This window comes from Fluviibacterium sp. S390 (assembly GCF_049800695.1).
Classification (GTDB): Bacteria; Pseudomonadota; Alphaproteobacteria; order Rhodobacterales; family Rhodobacteraceae; genus Meridianimarinicoccus.
Genome location: NZ_JBNAFN010000007.1, coordinates 24,271 through 37,493 on the forward strand (window position 1 = coordinate 24,271; position 13,223 = coordinate 37,493).

General features: G+C 64.9%; 13 protein-coding genes. 4 read left to right on the plus strand and 9 right to left on the minus strand.

Annotated elements, in window-relative coordinates; genetic code table 11:
• Positions 1-152 precede the first annotated feature (152 nt).
• From zwf to pgi, 3 genes are read left to right on the plus strand one after another with little or no spacing between them, the layout of a single operon-like run.
• Positions 153-1,607, plus strand: a complete 1,455-nt coding sequence (gene zwf, locus ACP15K_RS07440) for a glucose-6-phosphate dehydrogenase (protein WP_193141709.1) — start codon at positions 153-155, stop codon at positions 1,605-1,607.
• Positions 1,604-2,278: a 6-phosphogluconolactonase gene (pgl, locus tag ACP15K_RS07445; RefSeq protein ID WP_424990173.1), complete on the plus strand. Its 675-nt coding sequence runs from the start codon at positions 1,604-1,606 to the stop codon at positions 2,276-2,278. Before zwf ends, pgl begins: the two co-directional genes overlap by 4 nt.
• A 6-nt stretch (positions 2,279-2,284) precedes the next feature.
• Positions 2,285-3,889, plus strand: coding sequence for a glucose-6-phosphate isomerase (pgi, locus tag ACP15K_RS07450; protein WP_424990174.1), 1,605 nt, complete (start codon positions 2,285-2,287; stop codon positions 3,887-3,889).
• Positions 3,890-3,892: 3 nt separating this feature from the next.
• Here pgi and ACP15K_RS07455 read toward each other — a convergent pair whose 3' ends face one another.
• Both ACP15K_RS07455 and ACP15K_RS07460 read right to left on the minus strand, forming a co-directional pair.
• Positions 3,893-4,444: a GNAT family N-acetyltransferase gene (locus ACP15K_RS07455; RefSeq protein WP_424990175.1), complete on the minus strand. Its 552-nt coding sequence runs from the start codon at positions 4,442-4,444 to the stop codon at positions 3,893-3,895.
• On the minus strand, positions 4,434-4,877 hold the full coding sequence (locus ACP15K_RS07460; protein ID WP_424990258.1) for a cupin domain-containing protein: 444 nt from the start codon (positions 4,875-4,877) through the stop codon (positions 4,434-4,436). The genes ACP15K_RS07455 and ACP15K_RS07460 overlap by 11 nt, the downstream gene beginning before the upstream one ends.
• A gap of 200 nt (positions 4,878-5,077) precedes the next feature.
• Here ACP15K_RS07460 and ACP15K_RS07465 point away from each other — a divergent pair, with 200 nt between their 5' ends.
• Entirely contained in the window at positions 5,078-5,509 is a 432-nt protein-coding gene (locus ACP15K_RS07465; protein ID WP_193141706.1) for a PRC-barrel domain-containing protein, read from the plus strand.
• Between the two features lie 94 nt (positions 5,510-5,603).
• Here the strand turns inward: ACP15K_RS07465 and eno are convergent, their stop codons facing one another.
• The 7 genes from eno to mazG all read right to left on the minus strand — a co-directional run bounded on the left by eno (position 5,604) and on the right by mazG (position 13,119).
• Complete coding sequence (gene eno, locus ACP15K_RS07470; RefSeq protein ID WP_424990176.1) at positions 5,604-6,878, minus strand: phosphopyruvate hydratase; 1,275 nt, start codon at positions 6,876-6,878, stop codon at positions 5,604-5,606.
• 97 nt (positions 6,879-6,975) lie between these two features.
• Positions 6,976-7,869, minus strand: coding sequence for a DMT family transporter (locus ACP15K_RS07475; RefSeq protein WP_193141704.1), 894 nt, complete (start codon positions 7,867-7,869; stop codon positions 6,976-6,978).
• Positions 7,870-7,994: 125 nt separating this feature from the next.
• Positions 7,995-8,411 carry a Fur family transcriptional regulator gene (locus tag ACP15K_RS07480; protein WP_193141703.1) on the minus strand — a complete coding sequence of 139 codons (417 nt, stop codon included), beginning with the start codon at positions 8,409-8,411 and terminating at the stop codon, positions 7,995-7,997.
• 98 nt (positions 8,412-8,509) lie between these two features.
• Complete coding sequence (locus ACP15K_RS07485; RefSeq protein WP_424990177.1) at positions 8,510-9,955, minus strand: protein adenylyltransferase SelO; 1,446 nt, start codon at positions 9,953-9,955, stop codon at positions 8,510-8,512.
• A gap of 131 nt (positions 9,956-10,086) precedes the next feature.
• Positions 10,087-11,046, minus strand: a complete 960-nt coding sequence (locus tag ACP15K_RS07490; RefSeq protein ID WP_424990178.1) for a nucleoside hydrolase — start codon at positions 11,044-11,046, stop codon at positions 10,087-10,089.
• Positions 11,047-11,128: 82 nt separating this feature from the next.
• On the minus strand, positions 11,129-12,142 hold the full coding sequence (locus ACP15K_RS07495; protein ID WP_424990179.1) for a Fe(3+) ABC transporter substrate-binding protein: 1,014 nt from the start codon (positions 12,140-12,142) through the stop codon (positions 11,129-11,131).
• A 152-nt stretch (positions 12,143-12,294) separates the two neighbouring features.
• Complete coding sequence (mazG, locus tag ACP15K_RS07500) at positions 12,295-13,119, minus strand: nucleoside triphosphate pyrophosphohydrolase (protein ID WP_424990180.1); 825 nt, start codon at positions 13,117-13,119, stop codon at positions 12,295-12,297.
• Between the last annotated feature and the right edge of the window lie 104 nt (positions 13,120-13,223).

Below are 13,223 nucleotides of genomic sequence, written 5' to 3' on the forward strand. Positions count from 1 at the left end.
GTCAGTCATATGGGAAGCATTGCAGCGATAGAGTGACACGCTTGTGATAATCTCAGGTTCTGCTAGTAACCGCTGGAATGGAAATGTTTGCGCTATCAGGGCGCGGATGCTCTGCTGCCCGACAAGGGCTTTCCAGGGAGGGAAAGGGTACCATGGTTTCTCGCACGATACCGGTCGACAGCTTCGACCTGGTGATTTTCGGCGCCACAGGCGATCTGGCGCGCCGCAAGATCCTGCCAGGTCTGTTTCGCCGCTTTGCCTCGGGACAGATGCCCGAGGATGCCAAGCTGATCGGGGCCGCGCGATCCCAAATGGATGTGACCGCCTATCGACAAGTGGTGCGCGAAGCCCTGTTGGAGTTCGCCGATCTGGAATCCAAGCCCGATGATGTGATCGAAGGCTTCCTGCGGCACCTGGAATTCGTCACCGTCGATGCCACCGGCGATGACGGCTGGGCGGAATTGCGCGGGCTGTTGCGCGACGGCGTGGTGCGGGCCTTCTATTTCTCGGTTGCACCGTCGCTGTTCGGGGATATCGCGGAACGGCTGAAAACCAAGGGCCTTGCCGATGAGGACAGCCGTATCGTGGTGGAAAAGCCCTTTGGCCGCGATCTGAAGTCTGCCAAGGCGCTGAACGCCGCGCTGGCGACCTATTTCGACGAAGGTCAGATTTACCGGATCGACCATTATCTCGGTAAGGAAACGGTGCAGAACCTGATGGCCGTGCGCTTTGCCAACATCCTGTTCGAACCGCTGTGGAACGCCCAGTTCATCGACCACGTTCAGATCACCGTGGCCGAAACCGTCGGTGTCGGCGGACGTGGCAGCTATTATGACAAATCCGGGGCCATGCGCGACATGGTCCAGAACCACCTGATGCAGCTTTTGTGCCTGATCGCGATGGAGCCGCCGTCGCGGTTTGAGCCCGACGCGGTCCGCGACGAGAAGCTGAAGGTGATCCGGGCGCTGGACCCGGTGCCGCCTACGGACGTGGTGCGCGGCCAGTATCGCGCCGGCAAGGATCTGACCGGTTATCTGGAAGACGTGGAGGATCCCGACAGCATCACCGAAAGCTTCGTGGCGATGAAGGTGCAGATCTCGAACTGGCGCTGGCAAGGCACGCCGTTCTACATGCGCACCGGCAAACGCCTGCGCAACCGCACCTCGGAAATCGTCATCCGGTTCAAGGAAACCCCGCATTCGATCTTCGGGCCGAACAGCGGCAGTGCGGCAAACGAGATGTCGATCCGGTTGCAGCCCAACGAAGGCATCGACCTGCGCCTGACCATCAAGGAACCGGGGCCGGGCGGCATGCGCCTGGTGGATGTGCCCCTCGACATGACGTTCTCTGAAATCCTGGGCGTCAAGCTGAAGGACATCCCGGACGCCTACGAACGGCTGATCATGGATGTGATCCGGGGCAACCAGACCCTGTTCATGCGCGGCGACGAGGTCGAGGCGGCCTGGGCCTGGTCCGATCCGATCATCGAAGCCTGGGAAAACGGGGATCAGCAGCCCGACGGTTATGATTCCGGCAGCGCCGGTCCCGAAAGCGCGCTGGAACTGATCCACCGTGACGGGCGCAGATGGAGGGAGTTGAGGGGATGAACCTGGAAGACTATCCCGATCGGGAATTTCTGATGATCGACCTGGCCCACAAGCTGGCCGGCGATCTGAACACCGCGCTGATGACCCATGACACCGTGACCTTCGCGGTGCCCGGCGGCACCACGCCGGGTCCGGCCTTCGACGCGCTCAGTGCGGCGGACCTGGACTGGAGCCGCGTGCAGGTGTTGCTGACCGACGAACGCTGGGTGCCGGAAACCTCGGACCGCTCCAACGCCCGGCTGATCCGCGAACGGCTGTTGCAGGACAAGGCGGCAAAGGCCCGGTTCATCGGCTATTACGACGGCAGCGACCTGTCCGACGCCGGTGTTGCCAAGGCGGCGGATCGCATCGCGCCGCTGCTGCCCATTTCGGTGCTGTTGCTGGGGATGGGCGCAGACATGCACACCGCTTCGCTGTTTCCCGGCTCGGACCAGCTTGCCGCGGCCCTGGACGATGACGCGCCTGCGCTGATGGCGGTGACCGCCCCCGGTGCGCCCGAGCCACGCGTTACCCTGACCGCACCGGCGCTGAAATCGGCACTGGCGGTTCATGTGCTGATTACCGGGCGCGACAAACGCGACGCGCTGGAAAAGGCCGTGGCGCTTGATGATCCGATGCAGGCACCGGTATCTGTCATTCTTGGGGCCGCTTCGGTCCATTGGGCGGAGTAACAAGTCATGTCGTATAACTGGAACGCACTGGCACAGCATCGTGCCGCAACCGAATCCCGGCCGATCCTGTCGCTGTTTGACGGCAATGGCCGGGCAGCGGAGTATTCCGTCCGCCTGGGCAATCTTCTGTTCGACTATTCCAAGACCAACATCGACGCCACCGCGCGCGGCCTGCTGCTGGACCTGGCACAAGAGGCCGAGATCGAGGCCCGCCGCGATGCCATGTTCGCCGGCGCAAAGATCAACGAGACCGAGGGCCGCGCGGTGTTGCACACGGCGCTGCGCAATCTCGATGGCGCCCTGATGGTCGATGGCGCCGATATCATGCCGGAAATTCGCACCACGCTGGCGCGGATGGACGCCTTTGCCGAGGATGTGCGCAACGGCGTGATGCTGGGGCAGGGCGGGCCGATCACCGATGTGGTCAACATCGGTATCGGCGGCTCGGATCTGGGACCGGCCATGGCGGCCATCGCGCTCAGCCCCTATTCTGACGGTCCGCGGCTGCACTTCGTGTCGAACGTGGATGGCGCCCAGATTACCGAAACGCTGGCCGGGCTGAACCCCGCCACCACGCTGGTGATCGTCGCCTCCAAGACCTTCACCACCATCGAGACCATGACCAACGCCGAAACCGCGCGCCGCTGGATGGCCGAAACCGTCAGCGACCCGGCGGCACAGTTCTGCGCGGTCTCCACCTCGGCCGAGCGTACCGCCGCTTTCGGCATCCCGCCCGAGCGGGTATTCGGTTTCGCCGATTGGGTCGGCGGGCGCTATTCCATGTGGGGGCCGGTGGGGCTGGCCCTGATGCTGGGCATCGGCCCGTCGAACTTCCGCCGCTTTCTGGCCGGCGGGGCGGCGATGGACACCCATTTCCGCGAAGCACCTTTGAACGCCAACATGCCGGTGCTGCTGGCGCTGGTGGGGCTGTGGCACCACCAGGTCTGCGGTCACGGCAGCCGCGCCGTGCTGCCCTACGATCAGCGCCTGTCGCGCCTGCCGGCCTATCTTCAGCAGCTTGAGATGGAGAGCAACGGCAAGCGGGTCAGCATGGACGGGCAGGACCTGACGCGGGTCTCCGGCCCCGTCGTCTGGGGCGAACCCGGCACCAACGGCCAGCACGCCTTCTATCAGTTGATCCACCAGGGCACCGCCGTTGTGCCTTGCGAGTTCATCCTGGGCGCCAAGGGGCATGAGCCCGATCTGGCGCATCACCAGACCCTGCTGGTGGCCAACTGCCTGGCCCAGTCCGAAGCCCTGCTGCGCGGCCGGACGCTGGAGGAAGCACGCGCCATGATGGCCGCCGCCGGTCTGCAAGGGGCCGAGCTGGACCGCCAGGCCCGGCACCGGGTGTTCCCGGGCAACCGGCCTTCGACGACACTGATCTACCCGCAGCTCACGCCCGAGGTGCTGGGCCAGATTATCGCGCTTTATGAACACCGGGTGTTTGTCGAAGGGGTGATCCTGGGGATCAACAGCTTCGACCAATGGGGCGTGGAACTGGGCAAGGAACTGGCCAACGCCCTGAAACCGGTGCTGGAAGGCCATGCCACCACCGAAGGCAAGGACGGCTCCACCACCCAGCTTGTAGAGTATGTGCGCGGGGCCTGAGGCTCAGTCCAACGACTTGCGCATGATGGGCCGCGTCCGAGACCGGCGCGCGATTTCGGTAAAGCCGGCGCTGCGATAGGCGCCGGCGAACCCCGTCCAGCCATAGACCGGCGGGTATTTGTCTTTCCCGTCGATGGGATAGCCCTCGATCGCCGGGGCACCGCGTTCAGACGCGAAGGCGCAGGCGGCCTGCAGCAGGTGTACGGACAGCCCCTGCCGCCGATAGGGCGGCATGACCAGAAAACACGACACGCTCCACACCGGCAGATCGTCCACCGGCTGCAGGATCCGCGAGGCCTTGAGCCGGGGAAACTCCGTCCGGGGGGCGACCGAAATCCAGCCCACCGGCGTTGCTCCGTCCATGGCCAGCAGACCCGGCACCGCGCCGCTGTCGAAGAGGGCGCGCATGGCGTCGCGGTTGCCGTCGCCCTTGTCGGCGTCATGGACTTTCTTCGGCACCCGCCACAATCGGCACCAGCAGCCGCCGCAACCGCCCTTGGGGCCCATGACGATCTGGAACCCGGACCAGTCGGCAGGGGTGATCTCAAACGTCACTTGCGGCCCCGCGCGGAATGTCGAAGCCCGCAGGTGCCAGTTCGAATCCGGCGAAATCGAACCCCGGCGAAACGGTGCATCCCACCAGCGTCCAACCGCCTTGGCTTTCCGCCGCCTGCCACCAGTGCGGCGGCACGATCCCCTGCGGCCTGTGCCCGGCGCCCAGATCGGGGCCCAGGGTCTGCGCGGTCGCCGGGCCAGCCTCGGATTCCGCCAGGTGCAGGGTCAGCGGCGCGCCCGCGTAGTGGTGCCAGATCTCTGTTGCATCCACCCGGTGCCAATGGCTGCGCTCGCTCGCTTTCAGAAGAAAATAGATCGCCGTTCCGGTCGGCCTCTGACCCGACCCGCTGGCCGCACGCCAGGTTTCGGCATACCAACCGCCTTCGGGATGCGGCGACAGATTCAACGCGGCGATGATCTGGTCGGCGGTCATCTGATCCATGCGATATTTCCCCTAGCTGGCCGGACACATCACGGCGTTGCCGCCCGGTCCCGTGCCCCCGATATCTTGGCCAAGCCTGACCCTTGGTCAACAGTATCCCCTGCGGCCCCTTGAAAACAAAAAAGAATTTTTTCGGAACCTTTTGCCGGTGTCTTCCGTTGTCAGCCTGTACAAAGCGAAAGGAGTACACGATGAAAAAGTTTACCGTTTCCGCCCTGGCCCTTGCTGCTTTTGCCCTGCCGGTCGTTGCCGACACCAAATCGACCATGGAAATCGACCCGTCGACGATGATCGTCGCCGATGACATTACCGGCGGCAATATCTACACCGACCTGTCGGATGTGCCGTGGAAGGACGATGGCCCCATCGACGCCGCGGTCCAAAGCTGGAAGGCCATCGGCGAGATCGAGGATATCGTTCTGAACTCCAGCGGCCAGATGGTCGGCATCGTCGCAGATGTGGGCGGCTTCCTGGGCATCGGCGACAAGCATGTGCTGCTGCCGATGGAAAATGTGCGCATCGTTCCGCTGGTAGATGGCGATGACGACTATGCGCTGGTCACACGCCACACCGAAGAGTCGCTGATGGGTCTGCCCGAGGTTGAAAAGGGCTGGTTCGAATAACCGCCCGTCCCGCTGCCTGTCTGCCAACCTGCCTTTCCCACACATGCAAAAGGGGGCCATTGCGGCCCCCTTCGTGGTGCCATGTCGGCAAGGATTACTTCAGGATCGACCGCCCGGCATATTCGGCGGTTTCGCCCAGCATCTCTTCGATGCGGATCAACTGGTTGTATTTGGCCAGCCGGTCCGAGCGCGACAGCGAGCCGGTCTTGATCTGGCCGCAATTAGTGGCAACCGCCAGATCGGCGATGGTCGCGTCCTCGGTCTCGCCCGAACGGTGCGACATCACGTTTGTATAGCGCGCGCGATGCGCCATATCGACGGCCTTGAGGGTCTCGGTCAGCGAGCCGATCTGGTTGACCTTCACCAGCATCGAGTTCGCCACGCCCTGCTTGATGCCATCCGCCAAACGCACCGGGTTGGTCACGAACAGGTCGTCGCCCACCAGTTGCACCTTGTCTCCGATGGCGTCGGTCAGGGCCTTCCAGCCGTCCCAGTCATCCTCGGCCATGCCGTCCTCGATCGAGATGATCGGGTAGTTGGCGCAAAGATCGGCCAGATAGGCGACGTTTTCAGCCGAGCTGAGAACCTTGCCCTCGCCCTTCATGTCGTATTTGCCGTCGCGGTAGTATTCGGTCGAGGCGCAGTCGAGCGCGAGATAGATGTCTTCGGCGGGCTTGTAGCCGGCCTTCTCGATCGACCGCAGGATGAAGTCCAGCGCCTCGTTGGTCGACGACAGCCCCGGTGCGAAGCCGCCCTCATCGCCGATGCCGGTGTTATAGCCCGCGCCCGACAGTTCCTTCTTCAGGGTGTGGAACACTTCCGACCCCATGCGCACCGCGTCGCGGATGTTGGTCGCGCTGACCGGCATGATCATGAATTCCTGGATGTCGATCGGGTTGTCGGCATGCTCGCCGCCGTTGATGATGTTCATCATCGGCACCGGCAGGACCCGGGCCGAGGTGCCGCCGACATAGCGATACAGCGGCTGGCCGGTGTAATCCGCCGCAGCCTTGGCAGCGGCCAGCGACACGCCGAGGATGGCATTTGCGCCCAATCGGCCCTTGTTGGGGGTGCCGTCCAGTTCGATCATGGTGCCGTCGATGGCGACCTGCTCGGTCGCATCCATGCCCACCAGGCTTTCGGCAATCTCGCCATTGACGGCGGCGACGGCGTCCAGCACGCCCTTGCCGGAATAGCGGGACTTGTCGCCGTCGCGCTTTTCCACGGCCTCATGGGCGCCGGTCGAGGCCCCCGAGGGCACGGCGGCGCGGCCCAGGGTGCCGTCCTCCAGGATCACGTCCACTTCCACGGTCGGGTTGCCCCGGCTGTCCAGGATTTCGCGGCCGACGATGTCGATGATGATGCTCATGAAGACGGTTCCTTCGCTGTGCGCAAGTTGATCTGCGCGTTGTTTACCCTGCTGCCCCTGCCGGGGGAAGCGTCAGTTGTGGGGCATGTTAGCGCAATCAAGGCGTCCGCCCAGCCAACGCCCGCTGCGCGGCCCGGCGGCGCATCTGTTCCCGCATCAAGGTGTACAGCCCCGACCCGATGATCACGGCCGATCCGATCAGCGTCCACAGGTCAGGCCGTTCGCCGAAAACCAGCATCCCGATGATGACCGCGAAGATCAGGCGGGAATAGCGAAACGGGGTCACAACCGCCACATCGCCCACCCGCATCGCCAGCGTGATGGCGTAATACGCCGCGACACCGCAGCCCAGGGCGCCGCCCAGCATCAGCCAGTGATCCGGCGCAGGCCAGCGCGGCGCGCCTGACACCGGGATCAGCACCAGACCGGCCACACCGGCGGCGACAAAGCCCCAGCAGGACAACACCGGCGAGGACAGATGCGCCGGGGCCGCGCGCGTGGCCAGATCCCGCGCCGCAAGGCAGAAGACCGCGCCAACGGCCAGCAACGACGCCGGATCGAACCCGGCCAGACCGGGGCGGACCACCATCAGCACCCCGGCGAATCCCACAAGGATTGCCGACCAGCGCCGCCAGCCGACCTCGGCCCCCATGAACAGCGCCGCGCCCAGCGTCACCGCCAGCGGCGTGGCCTGCAGGATGGCCGAGGCCGTGGCCAGCGGGATCAGCACGATGGCATTGACGAACATCACGGTGCCGATCATCTCGCCAAGGTTGCGCAGGATCATCAGGGGGTTCTTGATTTCCGGCGGCAGAAGACGCTCGCCGCGCAGTTTGGCCCAGATGCCGAAGATCAGGGCGCCCGCGAATCCCAGCAGGATCAGGATCTGGCTGACCGGCAGCCCGTCTGCCACCGATTTGACGAACATGTCTTCCAGCGCGAAGCCCGCCATCGAGGCGACCATCAGCACGATGCCGCGGATGTTTTCCATTGCCGTCACATGTTGTTAGGAGCGGCGCCATCGCGACCCTTGCCGCGCGCGCCGAATGCCTGTCCGACATCGCCGAAAGGCGACGGCGCTGCAAGCCACCGGATCGGGGGACGGCGGCGGACCGCTCAGCCGGGGCGCTTCTTGGGCACGCCGTAAAGCTCCAGCCGATGGCCCTTCAACTCGTAGCCCAGCTTGGCGGCAATGCGTTCCTGAAGCTCCTCGATCTCGGCATCGACGAATTCGATGACCTCGCCCGAGTTCATGTCGATCAGGTGATCGTGGTGATCGCGGTCGGCACTTTCATAGCGCGCCCGGCCATCGCCGAATTCATGCTTTTCGAGGATGCCGGCCTCCTCGAACAGTTTGACCGTGCGATAGACCGTGGCGATCGAAATGCGCGGATCCACCGCCGAGGCGCGGGTGTAGAGCTCTTCCACATCGGGGTGATCCGAGGTCCGCTCCAGGACCATGGCAATGGTCCGTCGCTGCTCGGTCATGCGCAGGCCCTTTTCTTCGCAGCGGGCTGTGATGGTGTCGGTCATCGCGTCGTCTCGTGGCTTCGATGGGCACTGACTTACGGGATTTGTGCCGCCGTCTCCACCTCTAAACCTGCGGCACCGGCGCTCAGGCGAAGGCAGGTTCAGGTGCCGCAGAAGGTCTGGCGCACTTCCTCGTCCGGTTCGGGCGGGCGGGTGAAGCTTTCGGGTGCGGCGTCAAAGGGCCGGGTGACGGTTTCCAGCAGGGCGCGAAAGGGGGCGAGGTCGCCCTCGACGCCACTGGAGATCATCGCCTCGATCATATGGTTGCGCGGAATGACCTGCGGGTTGGCGGCACCCATCGCCGCGGTGTCGGCACCGCCCTGTTGCGCCAGCCGGGCGGTATGGCGCGCTTGCCACGGGGCCAGCGGGGCGGGGTCGGCAAAGGCCTGCTCGGCGGTGCCGGTGGCCAGACCGGCGAAAGTGTTGGTGAAATCGGCGCGCCCGGTTTCCATCGCGGACAGCAGGTCGTTGATCAGATGGCTGTCAGCCTCGGCCAGATCCCCGTCGTCGGGATCGGCGGTCAGCCCCAGCTTGGCGCGGAACACCGCCAGCCATTCCAGCGCGAACACCTCCGGGAAGCGGTGCACAGCCTTGGTGGCGATCTCGACCGCGCGATCCTGGTCCGGGTTGATCAGCGGCAGCAGGCAGGTGGCCAGTTGCGCGATGTTCCACACCGCGATGTCGGGCTGGCGGTTGTAGGCATAGCGGCCGAACTGGTCGATGGAACTGAAGACCTTGCCGGACTCGAACCGATCCATGAAGGCGCAGGGGCCATAGTCGATGGTCTCGCCCGAGATCGTCATGTTGTCGGTATTCATCACCCCGTGGATGAACCCCACGCCCAGCCATTTCGCGATCAGCCGGGCCTGCGCGTCGATCACCGCGTTCAGCAGGTCCAGCGCGGTTTCGGCCTGCGGGTAGTGGCGGGTCCGCGCGTGGTCGGCCAACAGCCGCACGGCCTCCTCATCGCCACGAGCGGCGAAATACTGGAAGGTGCCGACGCGGATATGGCTGGCGGCCACGCGGGTCAGCACCGCGCCGGGCATTGCGCCGCCTTCGCGGAACACCCGGTCGCCGGTGGTGACGGCGGCCAGCGCGCGGGTGCTGGGGATGCCCATGGCGTGCATCGTTTCCGAGACCACGTATTCGCGCAGCACCGGGCCAAGCCAGGCGCGGCCATCGCCCATGCGCGAAAACGGCGTGCGGCCCGAACCCTTGAGCTGGATGTCGCGGCGGTTGCCGTTTCGGTCCAGAACCTCGCCCAGCAGCAGCGCCCGGCCATCGCCCAGTTGCGGCGACCAGCCGCCGAACTGGTGCCCGGCATAGGCCTGCGCCAGCGGTGCCGCACCCTCGGGCACGGCGTTGCCGGCGAGAACGGCGAGACCCGCCTCGCTGGCCAGGGCTTCGGCCTCGATCCCCAGATCCGCCGCAAGGGCGGCGTTGATCACGATCAGGCCGGGACGGGTCACCGGATCGGCGGGTTGCCGGACATAGAATCGGTCCGGCAGGCGGGCGTAGCTGTTGTCGAATGGGATCTGGAGCGTCATGGCGAGCCTCTAAGGGATACAGAAGATATAGGTTCTGCGGCCCCCGGATGCCATGCGCCTTTGGCAGGGGGCGGGACGCCTTCGACGAGAGTATTTAGGCCAAGAAGAAGTTGGGCCCCGGAAATGTGCGCCTAGAGCCGCGCGATGCGGTCGATCAGCAGTTTGAAGAAGCCGTCGGCATCCACATCTCCGATGAACAGGGCGTTGGGCGCCCGGTCGGTGACGCCCCACCAGTCGGCGACGGTCATGCCACGGGTCAACGCGCTTTGGGTCTCGATCTCGACGTTGATGAAGCGTCCTGAAAAGAGTTCGGGCCGGATCAGCCAGGCGATGACGCAAGGGTCGTGCAGGGGGGCACCGGGGCTGTCGTATTTCTCCATGTCGAAGCGTTCGAAGAAATCGGTCCATTCGGCCACGGCGCGGCCCACCGGGGTGCCCATGTTGCGGAAGGCCTCGACCCGCGGTTCGGTGGTCAGCGCCTTGTGGGTCACATCCAGCGGCATCACCGTGAGCGGCACGCCGGATGCAAAGACGATCTGTGCCGCTTCGGGATCGACGTAGATGTTGAATTCCGCCGCCGGGGTGATGTTGCCGACCTCGAAATAGGCGCCGCCCATCAGCACGATCCCGGCAATGCGGGGGGCGATGTCGGGCGCCTGTTGCAGCGCCATGGCGATGTTGGTGAGCGGGCCGAGGGGGCACAGGGTGACGCTGCCCGCGGGTTCGCGCCGCAGCGTGTCGACAATGAAATCCACCGCGGAGGTGTCCTGCAGCGGCATTAACGGATCGGGCAGGGCAGGGCCGTTCAGCCCGGTGTCGCCGTGGACATGTTCTGCCGTGCGCAGGAGGCGTTCGAGTGGTGCCTCGGCCCCGGCATAGATCTTCACGTCGCTGCGCCCGACCAGTTCGCAGATGATGCGGGCGTTCTTCGAGGTCAGTGCCAGCGGCACATTGCCGGCCACGGTGGTGATGCCAAGCAGATCGATCTCTTCCGGCGACGCCAGTGCCAGCAGGATGGCGACGGCATCGTCCTGTCCGGGATCGGTGTCGATGATGATCTTGCGCGGGGTGGGGGCGTTGTCTGTGCTCATGTGCGCAGTCTTGGCAGGTTGGGAGAAAAAGAAAAGCCCCGGCGGTGGGGACGCCGGGGCATATCGCGGGTCAGGTCCGCGATCAGCCGTCGAAATCGACGGTTTCGGTCAGGCGCAGGGCGGCCGGGCGCAGTTTGGCGAGATCCATGAGGTTCACGTCATCGGCGGTGAAGCTGCCCCACGAGGAGACCAGCTCCGAGGCCGGAACGCTCGGGTCGACAGGATATTCGTTGTTGATCTCGGAATAGAGTTCCTGGCCTGCGGTCGAGGACAGGAATTCCATCAGCTTGATGGCATTCTCGCGGTTGGGCGCGGATTTGGTCATTGCCATGCCCGAGACGTTCACATGGGTGCCGCCGTCCTCGAAGGTGGGGAAGACGATGCGCACGCTGTCGGCCCAGGCCTTCTGTTCGTCGTCCTTCAGCATCAGGCCCATGTAGTAGGTGTTGCCGATGGCGATGTCACATTCGCCGGCCCAGATTGCCTTGACCTGTGCGCGGTCATTGCCCTGGGGCTTGCGGGCCAGGTTGGATTTGACCCCTTCCAGCCATTCGGTGGCCCCGTCTTCGCCGTGATGCGCCAGCACCGCCGCCGTCAGTGCGACGTTATAGGCGTTGGTGCCCGAACGGGTGCAGATGCGGCCTTCCCATTTGTCCGAGGCCAGGTCTTCATAGGTGGTCACCTCGCCATCGGCGACACGGTCTTTCGAGGCATAGACGACCCGCGCGCGGCTGGTCAGGCCAAACCACTGGTTGCCGGGATCACGGAACAGCGCCGGGATCTGGGCCTCGAGCGTGGCGTTTTCGACCGGCTGGGTGACGCCTTCTTCCACCAGTTGCGACAGGCGCGAGATGTCGGTGGTCAGCACCAGGTCGGCGGGGGAGCGGTCGCCTTCGGATTTCAGACGCTCGACCAGACCCTTGCTGAGGAACACCGAATTGACGGAGATGCCGGTTTCCTCGGTGAAGGCGTCGAACAGCGGTTCCACCAGTTCGGGCTGGCGGTAGGAATACACGTTGACCTCATCCGCGAAGGCGGGAACTGCGGCAACGACCAGAAAGGCGGCGCTCAGGCCATGGTTCAGACGGGTCAGCATCAGGAAACTCCGGTTTTAGCTTGACTGTTTTTGTCGTGTTTGGCGGAGATAAATCGAAACTTGCGGGGCCGGTCAAGGCCCCGATCGGGATAACTGACAAAAAAAGTCGGAATGTCGCGCCGCGGATCTGTGCCGGGGCGATTGCCGGGCGCTCAGCCCTGGCGCGCGGCCTTTTCCGCGGCCTTGGTCGCGTTCCAGATGGCGTCCATTTCCTCCAGCGAGGAGTCCTCGGGGGCGCGGCCCTGCGCGGCCAGCGCGGCCTCGATGGCTTCGAATCGGCGGGTAAACTTGGCGTTGGCGGCGCGCAGGGCCGTTTCAGTGTCCACGCCCAGATGTCGGCCCAGGTTGATAACCACGAACAGCAGGTCGCCGAATTCCTCGGCAATCTCGGCGGCCCCCAGGGTGTCGCGGGCTTCGACCAACTCGCGGCTTTCCTCGGCCAGCTTGTCCAGAACCATGCTGGTGTCGGGCCAGTCGAAACCGACGCGGGCGGCACGGTTCTGCAGCTTTTGCGCCCGCATCGCCGCCGGCAGTCCCAGGGCCACATCGGCCAGCACACCGGCGCGTTGTCGGGACGCCCGTTCGCGCGCCTTCTGGGTTTCCCAGTCCAGCGTCTGTTGTTCCGCCGACTTGTCGCGGCTTTCATCGCCGAACACATGGGGGTGGCGGTCCACCATCTTGTCCGAGATGCCGTTGGCAATGGCGTCGAAATCGAAATGCCCGGCCTCGGTGCCGATCTCGGCGTGATAGACCACTTGCAACAGCAGATCGCCCAATTCGCCCTTCAACTCGCCCATGGCGCCGCGTTCGATGGCGTCGGCGACCTCATAGGCTTCCTCGATGGTATAGGGGGCGATGGTGTCGAAGGTCTGCTCGATGTCCCAGGGGCAGCCGCTGTCGGGGTCGCGCAGGCGGCGCATGATTTCCAGCAGGCGGGGCATGCCGCCCTTGGGGTCATGGATCAGGTCGTCGGTCATCGGGATCTCCACGGCAGGGGTTGCCGCAGATGGGCAGAGCCGGGCGGGCTTGTCCAGCCGGTTGCCCGATCCGCGCCGGAATGGGACGGGGTTGCGCAGGGCGG

Bases quoted from the DNA above. Each gene is read 5' to 3' on its own strand.
- zwf (WP_193141709.1), top strand. From the start codon at position 153: ATGGTTTCTCGCACGATACCGGTCGACAGCTTCGACCTGGTGATTTTC.
- pgl (WP_424990173.1), top strand. From the start codon at position 1,604: ATGAACCTGGAAGACTATCCCGATCGGGAATTTCTGATGATCGACCTG.
- pgi (WP_424990174.1), top strand. From the start codon at position 2,285: ATGTCGTATAACTGGAACGCACTGGCACAGCATCGTGCCGCAACCGAA.
- ACP15K_RS07460 (WP_424990258.1), bottom strand. From the start codon at position 4,877: ATGACCGCCGACCAGATCATCGCCGCGTTGAATCTGTCGCCGCATCCC.
- ACP15K_RS07465 (WP_193141706.1), top strand. From the start codon at position 5,078: ATGAAAAAGTTTACCGTTTCCGCCCTGGCCCTTGCTGCTTTTGCCCTG.
- eno (WP_424990176.1), bottom strand. From the start codon at position 6,878: ATGAGCATCATCATCGACATCGTCGGCCGCGAAATCCTGGACAGCCGG.
- ACP15K_RS07475 (WP_193141704.1), bottom strand. From the start codon at position 7,869: ATGGAAAACATCCGCGGCATCGTGCTGATGGTCGCCTCGATGGCGGGC.
- ACP15K_RS07480 (WP_193141703.1), bottom strand. From the start codon at position 8,411: ATGACCGACACCATCACAGCCCGCTGCGAAGAAAAGGGCCTGCGCATG.
- ACP15K_RS07485 (WP_424990177.1), bottom strand. From the start codon at position 9,955: ATGACGCTCCAGATCCCATTCGACAACAGCTACGCCCGCCTGCCGGAC.
- ACP15K_RS07490 (WP_424990178.1), bottom strand. From the start codon at position 11,046: ATGAGCACAGACAACGCCCCCACCCCGCGCAAGATCATCATCGACACC.
- ACP15K_RS07495 (WP_424990179.1), bottom strand. From the start codon at position 12,142: ATGCTGACCCGTCTGAACCATGGCCTGAGCGCCGCCTTTCTGGTCGTT.
- mazG (WP_424990180.1), bottom strand. From the start codon at position 13,119: ATGACCGACGACCTGATCCATGACCCCAAGGGCGGCATGCCCCGCCTG.